15 protein-coding genes are annotated in these 17,594 nt (G+C 72.1%); 9 read left to right on the top strand and 6 right to left on the bottom strand.

All coding sequences use genetic code 11. The features are described from left to right. Positions 1–23 precede the first annotated feature (23 nt). On the top strand, positions 24–437 hold the full coding sequence (locus tag BLA60_RS14520) for a hypothetical protein (protein ID WP_075133348.1): 414 nt from the start codon (positions 24–26) through the stop codon (positions 435–437). Here BLA60_RS14520 and BLA60_RS14515 read toward each other — a convergent pair. After that, the gene (locus BLA60_RS14515; RefSeq protein ID WP_245811978.1) at positions 424–1,686 is read right to left on the bottom strand and encodes a sensor histidine kinase; all 1,263 of its coding nucleotides are present in this window, start codon (positions 1,684–1,686) and stop codon (positions 424–426) included. The two genes, BLA60_RS14520 and BLA60_RS14515, sit on opposite strands and share 14 nt — an antisense overlap. Continuing rightward, positions 1,683–2,345, bottom strand: a complete 663-nt coding sequence (locus tag BLA60_RS14510) for a response regulator transcription factor (RefSeq protein WP_211288723.1) — start codon at positions 2,343–2,345, stop codon at positions 1,683–1,685. The genes BLA60_RS14515 and BLA60_RS14510 overlap by 4 nt, the downstream gene beginning before the upstream one ends. 34 nt (positions 2,346–2,379) lie before the next feature. Between BLA60_RS14510 and BLA60_RS42080 the strand changes: the two genes are divergently transcribed. Genes BLA60_RS42080 through BLA60_RS14485 form a run of 3 tightly spaced genes read left to right on the top strand, consistent with a single transcriptional unit; the run spans position 2,380 to position 6,066 of the window. Further along, positions 2,380–3,765 (top strand): BTAD domain-containing putative transcriptional regulator, encoded by a 1,386-nt coding sequence (locus BLA60_RS42080; RefSeq protein WP_162292961.1) that lies wholly within the window; start codon positions 2,380–2,382, stop codon positions 3,763–3,765. Next, complete coding sequence (locus BLA60_RS14490) at positions 3,765–5,393, top strand: right-handed parallel beta-helix repeat-containing protein (protein ID WP_075133347.1); 1,629 nt, start codon at positions 3,765–3,767, stop codon at positions 5,391–5,393. Before BLA60_RS42080 ends, BLA60_RS14490 begins: the two co-directional genes overlap by 1 nt. 13 nt (positions 5,394–5,406) lie before the next feature. After that, a complete protein-coding gene (locus BLA60_RS14485) occupies positions 5,407–6,066 on the top strand; it encodes a response regulator transcription factor (protein ID WP_075133346.1) in 660 nt (219 codons plus the stop codon). Between the two features lie 70 nt (positions 6,067–6,136). On the opposite strand, the gene BLA60_RS43195 is transcribed toward BLA60_RS14485, so the two are convergent. The 3 genes from BLA60_RS43195 to BLA60_RS14475 form a co-directional block, all read right to left on the bottom strand. Beyond that, positions 6,137–6,724 carry a DUF6461 domain-containing protein gene (locus BLA60_RS43195; protein WP_154814345.1) on the bottom strand — a complete coding sequence of 196 codons (588 nt, stop codon included), beginning with the start codon at positions 6,722–6,724 and terminating at the stop codon, positions 6,137–6,139. Positions 6,725–6,768: 44 nt separating this feature from the next. Continuing rightward, positions 6,769–7,347 (bottom strand): NucA/NucB deoxyribonuclease domain-containing protein, encoded by a 579-nt coding sequence (locus tag BLA60_RS44230; protein WP_075133345.1) that lies wholly within the window; start codon positions 7,345–7,347, stop codon positions 6,769–6,771. Positions 7,348–7,595: 248 nt separating this feature from the next. After that, entirely contained in the window at positions 7,596–8,753 is a 1,158-nt protein-coding gene (locus BLA60_RS14475) for a type VII secretion protein EccE (protein ID WP_154814343.1), read from the bottom strand. Between the two features lie 555 nt (positions 8,754–9,308). Between BLA60_RS14475 and BLA60_RS14470 the strand changes: the two genes are divergently transcribed. The 4 genes from BLA60_RS14470 to BLA60_RS14455 all read left to right on the top strand — a co-directional run bounded on the left by BLA60_RS14470 (position 9,309) and on the right by BLA60_RS14455 (position 16,053). After that, a complete protein-coding gene (locus BLA60_RS14470) occupies positions 9,309–11,543 on the top strand; it encodes a fibronectin type III domain-containing protein (protein ID WP_075133344.1) in 2,235 nt (744 codons plus the stop codon). Beyond that, positions 11,540–12,493, top strand: a complete 954-nt coding sequence (locus tag BLA60_RS14465) for an AAA family ATPase (protein ID WP_075133343.1) — start codon at positions 11,540–11,542, stop codon at positions 12,491–12,493. The genes BLA60_RS14470 and BLA60_RS14465 overlap by 4 nt, the downstream gene beginning before the upstream one ends. A 4-nt stretch (positions 12,494–12,497) precedes the next feature. Beyond that, a complete protein-coding gene (locus BLA60_RS14460; RefSeq protein WP_245811977.1) occupies positions 12,498–13,634 on the top strand; it encodes a DUF58 domain-containing protein in 1,137 nt (378 codons plus the stop codon). Between the two features lie 247 nt (positions 13,635–13,881). Further along, positions 13,882–16,053, top strand: a complete 2,172-nt coding sequence (locus tag BLA60_RS14455; protein ID WP_245811976.1) for a transglutaminase domain-containing protein — start codon at positions 13,882–13,884, stop codon at positions 16,051–16,053. A gap of 138 nt (positions 16,054–16,191) precedes the next feature. Here BLA60_RS14455 and BLA60_RS45500 read toward each other — a convergent pair whose 3' ends face one another. After that, positions 16,192–16,743, bottom strand: a complete 552-nt coding sequence (locus BLA60_RS45500) for a hypothetical protein (RefSeq protein WP_162292951.1) — start codon at positions 16,741–16,743, stop codon at positions 16,192–16,194. A 488-nt stretch (positions 16,744–17,231) separates the two neighbouring features. Here BLA60_RS45500 and BLA60_RS45495 point away from each other — a divergent pair, with 488 nt between their 5' ends. After that, a complete protein-coding gene (locus tag BLA60_RS45495) occupies positions 17,232–17,525 on the top strand; it encodes a hypothetical protein (protein ID WP_162292950.1) in 294 nt (97 codons plus the stop codon). Positions 17,526–17,594 lie beyond the last annotated feature (69 nt).

The following is a 17,594-nucleotide window of genomic DNA, read 5'->3' as shown; positions in this document are numbered from 1 at the left end:
CCCCGGGTGGGAGGAGGTCCGCTGTGCGTCCACTGTGGATCGTGGGGGTGGCGGTCGTGGTGGCGGCCTCGGCGGTGGTCGTCGTCCGCGAGCTGGGCGAGCCGGACCTGGTGCCGGTCGTCGCGCCGGCCGGCGAGGTGACGATCGTCGGCGAGCTGACCATCGACCAGGGCCTGGGGGACACGGTCCTCGCGCGAGCCACGATCAGCGCTGACCGGGAACTGGTGGTGCCGGCGCTGGCGGTGCGGGTGCGCGACGACACCGGCCGGGGCCACGACTTCCCGCAGCGCACTGACATCGCCCTGGGCACCACGCCCACCGAGGTCACCTTCGAGCGCGCGTTCGACCAGCCAGGCACCTACCGCTACAGCCTGGCCTACCGCCTGGACCGCGACTGGGTGGACCTGCCGCCCTGGCAGAGCGTCACGATCCGCTGACCGGCAGGCTCAGCTCGAAGATCGCGCCGCCCTCGTCGGCGTTGTAGACCGACAGCCGCCCGCCGTGCGCCTGCGCGACCCACCGCACGATCGACAGGCCCAGGCCCGACGAGCCGCCGGTACTGGTGAACCGGTCGAACGTCTCCGCCGCGTACGCGGCGTCGATCCCCGGCCCGTGGTCGGCCACCGTCACCGTGCCGCCGGCGACCGTCACGTGCACGACCGCGCCGGTGCCCGGCTGGTGGCCGTACTTGATCGCGTTGTCCACCAGGTTGGTGATCGCCCGCGCCAAGAGCCCGGGGTCGGCGTGCACCATCGTCGGCGCCGCCACCACCGTCACCCGCGCACCGTGCGCGGGCGTCTCGTCGATCACCGTGGTCACCAGCTGGTCGAGCCACACCGGCTGGATCGCCAGCCGCTCCACCCCGGCCGCCAGCCGGGCCCGCACCAACAGCCCGTCGATGATCCCGCCCATCCGCGCGGCCAGCCCGACCACGCGCGGCACCAGCGCCGGCGCCTGCGCCGGGTTGGCCTGCGCGCCCTCGGCCAGCGACCGCAGCGCCGCCACCGGGGTCCGCAGGTCGTGCGCGGTCTCGGCGAGCAGCACCTCCTGCTGGCCCAACGCGTCGGCCGACGGCCGGATGATCCGCCCGGACAGCACGTGCGCCGCCGCGCCCAGCACCCCGACCAGCACCACCAGCGACCCGACGACGAACCACACCAGCCGGGTATGCGCGCCCTGCTGCTCACCCAGTCCGGCGACGGCCACGATCGCGCCGATCGCCGTCTGGTCCGAGGAGTACAGCGGCTCGACCCGCACCCGGACCAGGTCGCCGGCCGCGTCCCGCTGGTAGCCGGTGACCGTGTCGGCCGCGCTGACCGACGCGGCGGCCAGCCCGCTGAGCACCGAGGTGTCCATCGTGACGCACGCCCGGCGCGACAGGTGCGAGCGGAACGCGGGCGCGCCGCCCGGCATGATCGCGAACTGCGGGCAGTCGTCGTTGAGCTCGTCCGGGTTGACCAGTCCGAAGTCGACGGCCCCGTCGAAGGCCACCAGCCGGCTCACCCCGGTGGTCACCCGGTGCAGCTCGGCGTCGACCGTGGCCACGCCCTGCTCGGCGTCGTTCGCGATCAGGTACCAGGCGAACCCGATGAGCCCCACCATGTTCGCCGTGGTGACCACCGCCGTCAGCATCCAGCGCAGCCGCCGCAGTCTGGCCGCCGCCGAACCGGTGGCGGGGGCGTTCACCGGGCGCCCAGCTGGAAACCCCGGCCGTGCACGGTGTGGATCAGCTCGGGCCCACCGAGCTTGCGGCGCAACCGTTTCACCACCGCGTCGACCACGTTGGACATCGGGTCGGCCTCGCTCTCCCAGCAGTGTTCGAGCAGATCGGTCCTGGTCACCAGCTGCTCGGCCTGGGTCAACAGGTACTCCAGGACCGCGAACTCCTTGCCGGTCAACGAGAGCAGGATCTCGGCGCGGCGCACCTCGCGGCGCGCGCAGTCCATCTCCAGGTCTCCGTAGCGCAGCACCGAGGGCCGCCCGCCGGGCCGGCGGCACAGGTTGAGCACCCGCGCGGTCAGCTCCGCCGACGAGAACGGCTTGACCAGGTAGTCGTCGCCGCCGTGCTCGAACCCGGCGACCCGGTCGGCCGGCGCGTCCCGCGCGGTGAGGAACAACACCGGTGTGCCCCAGCCCTCGCGGCGTCGCAGGTGGACGTAGCCGATGGCGTCGCCGTCGGGCAGCATCCGGTCGAACACCACACAGTCCTGCCCGCCGGTGGCCAGCGCGTCGTGCGCGGCGGCGATGCTCGTCGCCGTCTGCACCTCCAGCCCGGCGGCCTGCAACGTGGCCGCCACCCCGACCAGCAGGTTCTCGTCGTCCTCCACCACCATCACGCGGGTCATAAATACCTCATGTTGTCAGTTCAGAGTTGGGGTCATGCGGTTCCACGTACTCGGACCACTTGAGGTCACCACGGCGGCGGGCACACCGGTCGAGCTGAGCGCCGGAAAGCCCAGCACGCTGCTCGGTGTGCTGCTGCTGCACGCTAACAGCTGGCTGTCCACCGCCGAACTGATCGACGCGATCTGGCAGGAGAAGGCCGCGCCGGCCTCGGCGCTGCGCAACCTGCGCAGCTACGTGTGGCGGCTGCGCCAGCTGCTCGGTGAGCGCGTGGAGAGCCGCTCCGGCGCCTACCGGATCGTCGTCGGCCCCGGCGAGCTGGACACCGACCTGGTCGACGGGTCGGCCGCCGCCGCCCGCGCGGCCATCGACCGCGGCGAGCACGCCGAGGCCGCCGCCCGGCTCACCGAGGCACTGGCCTGCTGGCGCGGCACCCCGTTCGACGGTCTGACCGCGCCGGCCGCCCTCGCGCAGGCCCGCCGCCGCGCCGAGCAGCGCCGCGAACTGCGCACGCTGCTCGCCGGCTGCTGGCGTTCGCTGTCCCGCCACGCCGAGGCGGTCACCGTGCTGCGCGAACTGCTCGACGACGACCCGTTCTGCGAGCGCACCTGGGCCTGCCTGGTCCGCGTGCTGCACGCCGCCGGCCGCCCCGCCCAGGCCCTGGCCGCGTTCCAACGCGCCCGGCACATCGTGGTCTCCGAACTGGGCGTGGAACCCGGCCCCGAGCTGGTCGCCGCGCAGCGCGAGGTCCTCGGCCCGGCCAGCAACCCGGCCCCGGCCAGGCCCGCGCCGGCCGACCGGCCGGCCGACGGCCGGGTGAGCATCGAGTCGGTGATCGCCTCGGCCAGGCACGAGGTGCTGATCGTCAGCTCGGGTGTCAACACCGGCCCTGTCGGCGCGTTCCGCCGGCTGCACCGGGAGAACGTCGACCGGGGCGTGCGCTACCGCGCGGTGTTCCCGGACGCCGAACGGCTCTCCGGCAAGGTCACCAGCCTGGCGCTGGCCGGCGCGCAGGTGCGCACCGACACGACCGTGCCGATGGACTTCGTGGTGATCGACGGCGAGATCGCGCTGCTGCCGGTCGACCAGTCCGGCGACGGTGTCGCGGTGCTGCGGCTGGCCAGCGCGGTCGGCGCGACCGCCGAGCTGTTCGAGCGGATGTGGGCGGCGGCCGTGGTGCTCAACCCGGTCGAGCTGGACGAGGAGGAGCCGGAGCACGGCGGCCTGACCACCCGCGAACGTGACCTGCTGGCCCTGCTGTGGGCCGGCTACACCGACGGGTCGGCCGGTGCGAAGCTGGGCATCTCGGTGCGCACCGTGCGCCGCACGGTCGCCGACATCATGAACCGGTTGGGCGCGCGCAGCCGCTTCCAGGCCGGCGCGAAGGCCGTGGACCGCGGCTGGCTGCTGGTGGCCAGCTGATGGCCGCCCGCACGGTGCAGGTCGGGTCCCGCCCGGGCGCCTACCCGACCATCGCCCACGCGCTGGCCGACGCCGGCGACGGCGCGGTGATCGCGATCGCCGGCGGCCGCTACCCGGAGACCGTCGAGCTGACCGGCCGCCGCGTGTCGCTGGTCGCGGCCGACGCCGACCCGGTGGTGCTCGACGGCCGGGGCACCGACCGGCCGGTGGTGGTCGCCAGCCGGGGCGCGCTGACCCTGCGCGGCATCGAGGTCAGCGCGTCGGCCGGCGCGGTCGAGGCCACCGACGTCGAGCTGACCCTGGACCGCTGCACGTTCACCGGCGGGCGGGGGCCGGCGGTCAGCGTGCGCGGCACCGCCGAGTTCACCATGACCGGCTGCGTGGTCAGCGACGCCGAACAGGGCGTGGTCGTCGAGGGCGCGCCCGGTCTGCTGGCCGACACCCGGATCCAGGAGATCACCGGCGACGGCGTCATCGTCGGCGTCGGCGCGTCCCCGACGATCCGCGACTGCGTGGTCGACGCGTGTGGTCTGCGCGGCATCTACGTCTACCAGTACGCCCGCCCGGTCATCGAGGGCTGCGAGGTGGCCAACACGGGTGCCGAGGGCATCGCCGTCGCCCACCACGCCACCCCCGACCTGCGACGCTGTGTGGTGCACGACGTGCGCGGGGTCGGGATCGCGTTCGGTCCCGGCTGCGGGGGGACGGTCACCGGGCACAGCGTGACCGACACCGCCGAGCCAGGCCTGTCGATCGCCGGGACCGCCGAGGTGACGGTCGTCGAGCAGGCCGGTGACGCGCCGGTCGACAGCCGCCTGGAGGAGCTGCTCGGCGACCTCGACGCGATGATCGGCCTGCCCAGCGCGAAGGCCGAGGTCCGTGCGCTGGTCGACGAGTTGCAGGTCAACGACTGGCGCCGCCGCGCCGGTCTGCCGGTGGGCGGGGCGAGCCACCACCTGGTGTTCACCGGCGCTCCCGGCACCGGCAAGACGACGGTCGCCCGCCTCTACGGCCGGTTGCTCAAGGCGCTGGGCGTGCTGCCCAAGGGCGAGTTCCTGGAGGTGTCGCGCCGCGACCTGGTGGGCCAGTACATCGGGCACACCGCGGAGAAGACCGCGCAGGTCTTCGAGAAGGCGATGGGCGGGGTGCTGTTCATCGACGAGGCGTACACCCTGTCCCGGGGTGGTGGCGACGGCGACTTCGGCCAGGAAGCCATCGACATGCTGGTGAAGCTGATGGAGGACCACCGCGACGAGGTCGCGGTGATCGTCGCCGGCTACACGGCCGAGATCGCCGAGTTCATGTCCGTCAACCCCGGCCTGGCGTCGCGTTTCGGCAAGACCATCGAGTTCGAGAACTATCTGCCCGACGAGCTGGTCAGAATCCTCGCCCTGATGGCCGACGGCGGCGGCTACGACCTGGACCGCACCTCGGACCCGGTGCTGGCCACCCACTTCGCCCGCATCGCCGACGACCCCGGCTTCGGCAACGCCCGCGACGCCCGCCGCCTGTTCGAGTACATGCGCAAGGCCCAGTCCCAACGCCTGCGCGGCACCGGCCGGATGCCGTCGGTGGCCGAACTGCGCTCGCTGGATCCCGACGATGTGCTGGCGGCGATCGCCAGGTAGCTACCGTTGTCCCATGCGGGTGCTGGTCGTCGAGGACGACGTGAACGTGCGGGACGGGGTGGTGGCGGTGCTGCGCGCCGCCGGTTTCGCGGTGGACACCGCCCCCGACCTGCCGGCCGCCGACGAGGCGCTGTGGATCAACCGCTACGACTGCGTGGTGTTCGACCGCATGCTGCCCGCCGGTGACTCGCTGCACTACGTGGCCCACCAACGCGCCAAGGGCTGGCCCGTCCCGGTCCTGTTCCTCACCGCCAGGGACAGCGAAGCCGACCGCCTCGCCGGCCTGCGCCAGGGCGGCGACGACTACCTCGTGAAACCCTTCGCCGCCGCGGAACTGGTGGCCAGGGTCCGCAGCCTCTGTCGACGCGTGCCCACCGGCCGCGCCCCCGTCCTGCGCTGCGCGGACGTCGAACTGGACGTCGACGGCAACCGCGTGACCCGGGCCGGCGTGCTCCTCACCCTGACCCGCAAGGAACTCCTGGTCCTGCAACGGCTGATGAGCACCGCCGGGCGCCCGGTGAGCCGACGGGAGCTGATCGCGCACGCGTGGGACCGCAACGCGGAGCTGGAATCCAACGCACTGGACCAGACCGTTCGCGGACTGCGACGGAAACTGCGCGAACCACCGTTGATCCACACGGTGCGCGGCGTGGGCTACCTGATCACGCGGTAGCCGCTGGGTGGGGCGGAGACCCGTCGTCACATGTCCTTCGATCCTGGAAACCACGGACTTTCGGGTTGGGTCATGGTTCTTCGTTCAACTTGTCCGCGTTCTCGACATCCCGATACAGTGCATGAGGATCGGGAACCCGGTACGTGGGGAATTGTTGAACCAGCCAGGCTGGATCGAATACGACACCGGTCTGTTGTTCCAGGAGTGCGAAACAGGTTTGGCGAACAACTGCCGTGTCCGGCTCGGGTCCGATTGCCCATGGAGGCCGGATCTCGCCTGATTCCTGATGTGGCGCGACAGGGTAGAGCGATTCAAATCGGGCGGTGATCGTGCCATCTATTGATTCGGTGACGAACCCGAATGCGTTGACGTTCCAGTACACGCTGAAAAAATGCCCACCCTTGGCTGAACATCGCCGAGCTATCTCCGGATGACTCCCGCTCCATCCGTTGTTTTCAAGGGCAATGACATGTCGATCGTGCTCGAAAATCTGCACGTGGTGCCGGAGTTCGAGCGGGTCCGGACCTTGTAGGTCGCCCAGTTGGCCGAAGGTGTGATCACCGACCAGGCTTTCCTCGTTGGCGCCATATGCGGTCGCGACGTGGGTAGCGGTCGTGTCGGCAATGACCGCGGCGGTCCACGCCTCGATCTCGCTCACCCAAGCGTACTTGTGCGCCCGATCGCCAACTGGGAAGCTTCCTTCTAGCATAGGCCCTGATCCTTCGCGATATCCACCCCTGAGAAGACTCCCGTTGCTATCTGGTCAGGATGGATAATGGCAACGAGGAATTGTTCCCCATCTTTGGGATACTGTGCTCCGTACATGCCACCTTGGCAGCTGTTCTCTCGGCCAGGTACCTCCTCGGTGCGTGCGCCCGCTCCGCCTTCCTCCGTTGATGCCATGGGGTATTCATCACATTGCCCGCCGTATTTCTTCGGGAAGCTGCGTGGGCACGCGGCGCGACGATTCCCGTCCTGTTTGGCTCTGTTCATGGTAAGGACGCCTGGTCTGCCCGATTCCCACGCGAGTGTGGTGTTCCGGGCGATAAAAGGAATCTTGTTCGCATCGACAAGGAGAATGTGTAGGTCGCCGCACCGCTTGTCGGCCACCAGTTGGGGAGCTCCGCATTGCTTGGCGTCCGACTCGGCCTCGCTGGCGATCATGACCCGCGAGTCACCCTCACCCAGGACCGCCGTGCCGCCGCCGGTGAACAGGCCGGCCACGGTGTCCATCACCTTCTCGCCACCGGCCACCGCAACTGCCGCCACGATGATGACCACGGGTAGCAGTACGCCGACCTTGCTTCGTGTCGCCACCCGACGCCCCCTCGTGCCGTGTTCGCCCGAAGGCGTCCACGAGCCAAGCACAAGCCGCCGCCGGTCGCTGCGAGTGTAACGGACGGTACCGACACGATTACCCAGTTCCGGTCCTGACCTGTCGCGGCACCGCGCGGCCGGCAGTGACCAGACCGTGGGGTCATGGTCCCTGCGACACCTAACCCTGAGCTGGAAGCCGGCTCGGACTCGTGTCAGGACGGTTCCACGATTCCGACCGGCAGGGTGGCGGCCAGGCCGTGGACGTGTTGCCCGTCGAGCCGGTTGAGTGTCACTCCGACCTCGTTGGCCAGGCGTTCCATGTCGGTGACCGCGGCGGTGAGGGCTTCGGGGCGGCTGGTCGCGATGCGCAGGACGGCCGACACGACCGGTTCGGCACCCGGCGCGGTCGGGCTGTGGTGGGCGGTGCGGCTGACGGTCACCGCCGTGTCCGGGGCGGCGGCCAGCAGCCAGCGGACCAGCCGCGCGCCGGCCTGGCGGCTCAGCGCCGGCCATCCGTCCAGACGGAACGTGGCGTGTCGGATCGGGCCGCTCTGCCAGTGCCACCAGTCCTCCCGGACGCGGCCGCGGCCGGCGTTGACGTGCGCGAGCGCGGCGTACGAGCCGAGGGTTTCCTGGTCGGACAGTGTGCGGAACGGCATCCCCGCCCGCCGCAGCTTGCGCCGGACCCGGCGCACCACGTTGGCCAGCGCCGCGCACACGTCCTCGTCGGCGTGGATCTCGGCGGTGCGCAGGGCCTGCAGCGTCAGCCACACGCGCGGCGGCTGCGAACGATCGACCCCGGCGTGGTGCACGACCTGCACGGCGTAGGCGACGGCCTGGTCGTCGGAGGACTCGGGCAGCAGGTCACGCGGGGTCAGCAGCGGCGGACCCGGTTCACGCCGGCCGGGTTCGGGTCGCAGGACCGCCCCGACCCCGGCCACGTCGCTGACGAGGAACGCCTGCGCGTCGCCGATCATCGTGTGGGTGCAGTGCGCGTGCGGGCGGACCAGCGCGAGCAGCGCGGCTCCCTGGTCCTCGGCCGGCAGGTCGGTGCCGCGCTCACGCAGCAGGAACCGGCAGCCCAACATGATCCACTGACACACCAGCCGGCCCCGCACCCGCAGCGCGACGACCGCACCGAGCAGCACCCCGCAGGCGGCGACCACCGCGACGGTCGGCCACGACCGGTCCAGCACCACCAGCACCATCACCAGCACGAGTTCGGCGACCACCAGCGGCAACACCAGTTCCCGGGTGACCCGCGGCCGTCGGGCCGTCACCGCCGCCGGTGGCCCGCCCTCCGGCTGGGCGGGCACGACCGGCACGACCGTCCGCGCCCGAAGCCCGCCCGACCGAGGCTCGGCCGCCACACCTCCACCGCGACCCGCTGCCAGACCGACCGACAACCCACCGGCCTGCCCAACACTCTGACCCACCGCCTGACCCGTTACCTGGCCGGTCGGCAGTCCACTCGACAGACCAGCCGGTGGCCCACCCGCCTGGCCTCCCGGCGAACCACTCGCCGAACCGTGCGGCAGGACGGCCGCCTGACCCACCGACCGGGCGATCGGCGGCGACGCCACGGCCCACGGGCCGACGTCGGCCACCGACCCCGGGAACGATCCCGACGGGTCGGCCTGACGGGGTGGAAGACCGTTCACCTGGCACCTCCTGTGGCAGCTCCACGGACCGTTCCACGGACACGGGCCCGCCGTCCGAGGTTGTCACGGGCGGTCGTCGACATGCATGGCACGTATATCTCCGATGTACCCACGGTGGGTACCGTGTGAGTCGGTCGGCGACGTCGGTGTTCCCTGTTTTCGCAGGTCACGGCGGGCGGCCACAAACGGCCGCCCGCATGGCCTTGCCACGGTCCCGAGTTGTGGTGTGTGTTGGTCGCGCGGACATCTGGAGGGTGGCTCAAATTGGGTGAGGATCGGCGTGCCGGGGCGAGGGGTCCCCGGCGGCTGACGGTCACGGCCGTCCTGGTGGCCTGTCTCGGACTGATCGGCGTCGCGGTGTTCCAGCAGGCGCCGGCGTCGCAGGCGGTCGAGTTCATCCCGGTCGGACACTGGATCTACCGGGTCGCCGACGAGTCGGCCTATCACGTCGACGGTTCGACGGGGCAGGTGGACGCGCGGGTGGGTGTGCCGGGGGGCGAGCGCGGAAGCCAGGTCGCCCAGGGCAACGGCGCGGGTTACGTCGTGGAACGTAAGCGCATCACCATTTTCGACGAGTCCACGTTGCGGGTGGAGGACGCGGTCGAGCCGCCGTCGACGGAACGTCCGGTGGTGCTGGAGGTCGCCGGCGGCCCCTACCTCGTGTACCGCAACGCCGGTCAGATCGTGCGCCTGGGCGATCCGATGGCGACGGTGTCCGCCGGTGGCCCGCTGACCGATCCGGTCGCGCTGGCCGACGGAACGGTGTGGCTGCACCGGATCGACACCGGCGCGGTGTGTGCGTTGCCGCGCGGCGCCACCCGGCTGTCGTGTCCGATGCGGATGCCCGAGCAGCACCAGGGCCTGTTGACGGTCGTCGGTGGCCGGGCGGCGATGGTGGACACCACGGCCGACACCCTGAGCCTGGTGCACGACGACGGGTTCGGCACCGCCCGCCCGGTCGGTGTGGATCTGCCGTCGACGGCGCGGGTGGCGGCGGCGTCGGCCGGCGGGCGGCTGGCCGTGCTGGATCCCGATGCCCGCAGTATGCATCTGGTGGACACCGCCGGTCTGGACGGGCGGCCGGAGTCGGCGCCGGTGGAGGTGGAGCTGCCGGGGGAGGGCGAGTACGTCGGCCCGGTGGCGGCGTCCAATGTGGTCGCGGTGGTGGACACGGCGAAGAACGAGCTGCACACCTACGACAGTTCCGGTGAACGCCGGGAGACGATGAGGTTGCCGTCCGAGGACGGCGCGCCCCGCCTGGTCCCTGGCGAGGACGACCGGATCTATGTGGACAGTCCGGACGGGTCGCACGTGCTGGTGGTCGACGGCCGTGACGGTTCGGTGCTCGACGTGCCGATCGTCGTGTCCGACCCGGACGCCGACGAGCCGGCGTCCACTCCGGACCCCGACTCGACCGCCGAGAACCCCGACCTGGCCGGCGAAACCCCCCAGAACCGCCCGGACGAGGACGAACCGGACGAGCGCCCGCGTCGTGAGGACCGTGGCGAGCAGCGCCGCGCCGACCCGCCGGCCCGGGAACGCCAGGTCGTCCCGCCGGTCGCCTCGGCCACGCCGCCGGGCGCGCCGGGCGCGGTCCGCGCGGTCGCCGGCCACCAGTCGGCGACGGTGAGCTGGCGCCCGGCGCCGGACAACGGCGCCCCGGTCACCGCCTACCACCTGCTGTGGCCGGGCGGGTCGGCCAGGGTCGACGGTTCGGCCGGGCAGACCACCGTCAACGGCCTGACCAACGGCACCGCGTACGCGATCGCCGTGGTCGCCGAGAACTCCGCCGGCCGGGGCCCGGCCGCGAGCGCGGCGTCGGTGATCCCGCTGAAGGTCGCCGCCGCGCCGACGCTCACCGTGCCGGCCCGGTTCAGCATCGACCCGCTGACCTGGAACCAGCCCGAGCTCTACGGCGGAACGCTGGTGCACTACCTGGTGAGCGTGACCGGCCAGGCCGACCAGACCACCACCGCCCCCAGCCTGCGGCTCGACTTCTTCAACAGCGAGCCGATCACGGTCACCGTGCGTGCGGTGACCCGCTTCGGCCCGGACGGCGCGGCGACGGTGACCGGCGAACCGGGCAGCGCCCAGATCACCTCGCCGATCGAGTTCCCCTCGGCGACGGTGACCCAGGTGGCCTGGTCGGGTCCCGGTCAGCTGGCGGTCACGGTCGACGTCACCGCGCAGGCCACCGCGACCTGTGAGGTGACCGTCACCGGCGGCCCGTCGGCCAGCGCGCCGTGCCAGGGCCCGACCACGATCACCGTGGACGGGGTCGAGGCGGGCGCCATGGATACAGTCCAACTGGGGGTCAACGTGACCTCCGCGAGCGGCAGCATCGGGGGACCGGCCTACTGGCAGGGCGTCCCGGACGGCGCGCCGTCCGGCGGCGGGTTCGTGCTGTGGCTGGGGCCGGCGGCGCTGGCCGCGTCACAGTGGTGGACCAACCGCCGCCGTCACCGCCGCCCCCATGGTCGAAAGGAACTCGTGCAGTGACCCCCACCCCAGGTGCGGCCTACAAACGCATCTCGGACAACGTGCAGTCCGTCGTGCGCGGCAAGCCGGAGCTGGTGCGGCTCGCGGTGGCCGCGCTGTTCGCCGAGGGACACCTGCTGATCGAGGACGTGCCGGGCGTGGGCAAGACCACGCTGGCGCGGTGCGTCGCGGCGAGCATCGGCGGCCGGTGGAGCCGGATCCAGTTCACGCCCGACCTGCTGCCCGGGGACATCACCGGGGTCATGGTGTACCACCAGAACACCGGCGAGTTCCGGTTCCACCCTGGCGGGATCTTCGCCAACGTGGTGCTGGCCGACGAGATCAACCGGGGCACGCCCAAGACGCAGGCCGCGCTGCTGGAGGTGATGGCCGAGCGGCGGGTGACCGTCGACTCGACGCCGCATCCGGTGCCCCGGCCGTTCCTGGTGGTCGCCACGCAGAACCCGATCGAGCTGGAGGGGACCTACCGGCTGCCGGAGGCCCAGCTCGACCGGTTCCTGATGCGCCTGCGCGTCGGCTACCCCGACCACGACGCCGAGCTGATGGTCGTGATGTCCGACTGCGCCGACGTGAACCCCGACGACCTGCCGACGGTGCTGTCCATCGAGGACCTCCAGCAGGTGATCCGCGAGGTGCGGGCGTTCCGGGTGGCGACCGAGATCGCCTCGTACGCGGTGCGGCTGACGGCGGCGACCCGCGCGCACCAGGCGGTGCGTTACGGCGCGAGCCCGCGCGGCACGATCGCGTTGATCCGCGCGGCCCAGGGCCTGGCCGCGACCCACGGCCGCGACTACGTGATCCCCGACGACGTCAAGGACGTCGCCCAGCCGGTGCTCGGTCACCGGCTGGTGCTCACGCCGGAGGCGGAGCTGAACCGGCGGCAGGTCAGCCAGGTCGTCGCCGAACTGCTCGGCGAGGTCCCGGCGCCGACCGCGGTCGCGGGAGGCTAGCCGAGTGGCCGGTTCGAGTCGGGGACTGACCCGCCGAGGGCTGCTGGTGCTGATCGGTGCGGCCGGTTGCTACGTGCTCGGCGAACTGGCCGACTACGCCATGTTCCGCGCCCTGGCGGGGTTCGCCTTCGGCGCGGTCGTCGCGGCGGTGGTGACCGCGATGTCGCGTCCGCGCGCCGAGGTCACCAGAACCGTGCACCCCGACCGGGTGGAGCGCGGCACCCCGGCGCTGGCGACGCTGGTGGTGCGCAACACCACGACCCGCCGGCACGGCGGTTTCTCCGCGCGGGACCGCGCCGGCACGACCGAGCACCGTGTCCAGGTCCGTCCGCTGGCGACCGGCGCCGAGGCCACCTACCACTACGAGCTGCCGACGGATCGCCGTGGCCGCCTGAACATCGGCCCGCTGGTCCTCAACCGCTCCGACCCGTTCCGCCTGGTACGCACCAACCGGACGATCGGCACGACCACGACGGTGTTGATCTACCCGCGTCGTCACACCGTGCGCCCGGCGGCGGTCGCCTTCCCCCGCCACCACTACGACGGCCCCACCACCGACCCGCCCCTGCGCGGCTCCAACGACCTGGTCGCCGTCCGCGAGTACGTCCGGGGCGACGAGGTCCGCCTGCTGCATTGGCGTTCCACGGCCAAAACCGGTGTGTTGATGGTCCGCGAGTACACCGATCCGGCCCTGGCCGGTGTCACCGTGGTCCTGGACACCCGGGCCGGGGCGCTTCCCGCGTTCGAGGACGCCGTGGAGGTGGCGACGTCGCTGCTCTACGCCGGCGCGCAGGCGGGCCAACGCTGCCGCCTGATCACCTCCACCGGCGCGAACGTCGCCACCGACAGCGGTCTTCCCGGAGCCCAACACATGCTCGACGAACTGTGCCTGGTGACCCAGGACGCCGATCCGCGGGCGGGCCTGGTTCCGCCGGAACTGGCGACGCGGCGGCCGTCCGGTTCGCTGATCGTCCTGACCGGGCCCGAGGCGGACCTGGGCAGGGCGGCGATCTGGCGTCCCGACACGGTGTTCCGGCTGGGAGTTGCGGGTGGCCGGGCGCTGGGCAACGTCATCGCCGCCGACACGGCCGAGCGGGCGGTGGCCCTGTGGAACACCCTGCGCACGGAACCGGCCCGATGACCGTCCGCGCCAGGGTGCGGCGGCGCGCCGCTGCTGGCGTTGAGCCGGGGCGGGATCACCCTGGCTTCCGCGTACACCGTGCCGGTGGACGTGCCGAACCGGGACCTGCCGCTGTTCCGCGCGTACGGGGTGTCGGGCCGCTGGCGGTCCTGTCCGTCGGTCACGGCGCTGGTGTTCGGTTCCGGTTTGTCGGCGGTGGTGTGGTGGCCGGTGGTCCTGCCGTCCATGGATGTGGGGAGGGTGGGCGGTGAACCGGGTCGCGGTGGTGGGGTTGCTCGCGGCGACGGCGGTGGCCGGGTTCCTGTTCGCGCCGGTGTTCGGGGTGGCGGCGTTGGTGGTGCCGGTGCTCGCGGTGGTGGTCGGGGGGTATCTGTGTGTCGAGGTGACGGCGCGGTGGGCGCGGCTGGCGCCGGTGCGGCCGTTGCTGGTGGGGCTGGTGGGGCTGGTCGCGGTGGTGGAGACCGTGCTGTTCCCGACCACGCTCGGCGGCCTGCCGACCGGTGAGACCCTGCGGATGCTCTGGTACGGCGTCACCGACAGCTGGCTGGTCACCCTCCAGTCGACCTGGCCGGCGCGGCCCGACCCCGAGCAGCTGCTGTTCGTGCCGTTGGCCGTGGTTCTGGCGACTGTCGTTGGCATTGAACTGCTTCCGGGTGCACGCGGAGGCGGTGCGCGCCCGTTGTTGGCACTGTTGCCAAGCCTGGTGCTCGCCGGGATCTCCCAGGCGTACCAGGCGTTCGACGGGATGGCGGCGGTCCTCGCCGCCGCCGCGTTCGGCGCCCCGGCGGCCGTGCTCGTGTGGGCGTGCACGCGGGGTGTCGGCGCCCGGCGCACCGACGCCTGGCCGGTACTGCTGACGGTCGTTGCCACGGCACTGGGCACAGTCGCGGTGGCCGGCATCGACCCGCTGGACCGGGGTGCCTACAGCCTCAAGGACGGCCAGCTCGCCCCGCTGAACGAGACCAGGACGACCAGCCCGCTCCAGCAGATCGCCGACCGACTGTCCACACCGGACACCGAGGTGTTCCGTTACCGCGCCGACCAGCCGGTCGCGCTGTGGCGGCTGGCGGTGCTCGACGGGTTCGACGGCGCCGGCTGGTCGGCCGACGTGCGCCCCAGCCGGCTCGGCAGCGAGATCGACGGGCCGGCCGGCGCCACGACGGCCTCCGCCCGGGTCGTTCTCGGTGACCTGCCGGGGCCGTGGCTGCCCAGCCAGGCGATCCCGCTGGACGTGGACGGCCTCGCCCCGCTGGTCGACGAGAACACCGGCGTGCTGCTGCGCGGCGAGTCCGCTCCGGCCGGCGAGTACCAGCTGACCTGGGCCGAACCGTCGGTCGACGCGGCGACGCTGGGTGCCGCGCCGGTCGACACCCGGGTCCACGGTGGACTCGGCACGCTCGGCGTCGTCCCGGACGAGATCGACGAGCTGGCCAGGAAGTCGGTGGCGGAGCTACGCCCTACTTTCCAGTCAGCCCTACAACTTGACAGGTTCCTCCGCAACAACTATCTCCTGGCCGAGGGCGACGATCTCCCCACCGGCCACGGTTGGCAACAGCTGCGCCGGTTCCTGGTGGACACCAAACGCGGCACCAGCGAACAGTGGGCCGCCGCCTATGTGGTCCTGGCCAGGATGAACGGTATTCCCGCGCGCCTGGCCGTCGGTTTCCGCGGCGGCACACCGGCCGGGGACGGCGAACACGTCGTGCGCAACGGCGACGTGCTCGCCTGGCCGGAGGTCGCGGTGCGCGGCGTCGGCTGGATCCCGCTCGACCCGACCCGTTCGGCCGAGTCGGCCGGCGCCGCCGCGCCGAGCAAGGGCCTGGCCGCCGCCGTCGACCAGGCAAGGGAACAACTCCCGCCCGAACGCGACCTGCGCCAACCCGAACTCCCCGAGTCCGAACGCACCGCCGCGGCGGCCGAGCCGTCCACCTCCGCCGGCGTCAACTGGCTGCTGGTGTCGGCCCTGGTCGTGGCGGCGCTGCTGATCATCTGGCTGGCCGGCGTTCCCCTGGCGGTGGCCGTGCGGGCGAGGCGCCGCCGCAACCGCACCGGCGCCGCCGGTGTCCTCGGCGCCTGGTCGGAGGTCTGCGACCGCCTCCGGGGCCACGGCGTCGCCTACCGGATAGGCATGACGCCACGAGACCTGGCAACCGTCACGACCGGGGTGGCCGGCGACCGCACCGGCCTGGCGATCCGCGAACTGGGCCGGGTCGTGGACATGGTGCTGTGGTCGGGGGTCGACGTCGCCGACGGCCACGCCCGCCAGGCCTGGCGACACGTCGCCGAGATCCGCCGAGGCATGAAAACCCGCCCCCGCCCAACCCGCCTACGCGCTGCGGTCGACCCCAGGGTGCTGTTCCCACCCCGTTCCCGCCACAACACCCGACTTCCCCGAACGGAAGCGGGTTCGGTCGGGTAGCTGTGGTCCGCAGTCGATCCGGGACGTTGTTCGCGGCACAGCGTGGGGAGGGCCTCGGACGGAGGCGGGTGCGGATGTTGTTGCCGTGCTTCGTACTTCACGCGCGCCGGCTGTCTCACCGGTCGGGACGTTCGCGTGTCACAGGGTGCAGCGGGCGCCTCGGACGGGGACGGGTTCGCTGGTGTAGATGTTGCGGCTGTCGGTCGCCCGGACCTGGAAGCAGTACTTGCGTCCCTGGTCGACCGGCACGCTCAGTTCTCGCTGGCGGTTCGCCACCAACACCATGGTGTCGATGTTCTCCCCGGCGACGACCACCGAGAAGTCGAGGTCCCCCTCCGCGCTCCACTTGAGCTCGACCCGGTTCCCGAGGTCGTTCACCGCCGTTACCGACAGTTCGATGTCCGGTGCCGCGCTGGTCTCGGCGGGTGCGGCCGGGGACGTCGCCGCCGGCTTCTGCGGGGCACCCTGGTTCCCGCCCTCACCCCCGGACACGATGACCGCCGCCGCGACCCCCGCGACAACCACCGCCACCCCGATCCCGGCGAACACCTTCCACCGCCCGGACTTCACCGTCGTCTCGGCCGTCGCCCCACCGACGGTGTAGAGCAACGTCCGTCCCTCCGGAACAGTCACCGACGGGGAAGACCCGGCGAAGGCCTCGGCACTCCGCCCCGAGAAGTGGCCCGGCATCGCGGGAACGGTGGACTGCCCCGGAGCCGCGCCCCGCAGCGCCCCGGACTCGGTCGACGGCGCGGGTGTTGTTGCCGGCGGCGCCCCGGATTCGGTTGACGGCGCCGGCGTTGTCGCCGACGACACCACGGACTCCGTTGCTACGGCCGCCGCCGAAGGCGACGAAACCCGTTGCGACCCTTCAGATCCCGGAGAAAGCGCCTGCGAGAGCCCAGACGGCGGCGACTGCGGCGGCGCTACCTGCGGTGAACTCTCCTGCCCTGAATCGGACAGCGGTGACGTCGGCTGAGGTGCGGCGGGCGTGGCCGGGCGCGGTGGGTCCGACTCCGGTGACCCGGACCGCACCGGGTCCGACCGCGGTGGGACCGGCTGTGCCGTGTCCGCCGGAACGGGCCGCGGTCGCGGCGACGCCACGGCCTGGTCACCTGACCCCGGCTGATCCGACCACGGCAGGGCCGCGCGCGGCGGCACCGGCGGCGGGGTGGGTTGTGGCGGAGTTGGTTGGAGTGGAGTGGCTTGTGGCGGGGTGGGTTGTGGCGGAGTTGGTTGGAGTGGAGTGGCTTGTGGCGGGGTGGGTTGTGGCGGAGTTGGTTGGAGTGGAGTGGGTTGTGGCGGGGTGGGTTGTGGCGGAGTTGGTTGGAGTGGAGTGGCTTGTGGCGGGGTGGGTTGTGGCGGAGTTGGTTGGAGTGGAGTGGCTTGTGGCGGGGTGGGTTGTGGCGGAGTTGGTTGGAGTGGAGTGGCTTGTAGCGGAGTCGATTGGGGCGGAGTGGCTTGTGGCGTGACGGAGCCTGGTGGCGTTGTCGCCTGTGGGCGGGATTGGTCCGTCGGTGCGAGCGGCGGTGGCGATACCG

It is taken from the genome of Actinophytocola xinjiangensis (assembly GCF_001921215.1).
In the GTDB taxonomy this organism is placed as follows: domain Bacteria; phylum Actinomycetota; class Actinomycetes; order Mycobacteriales; family Pseudonocardiaceae; genus Actinophytocola; species Actinophytocola xinjiangensis.
The sequence above is the reverse complement of the archived record's forward strand: the minus strand, read 5'-3'. Positions and strand labels throughout refer to the sequence as shown.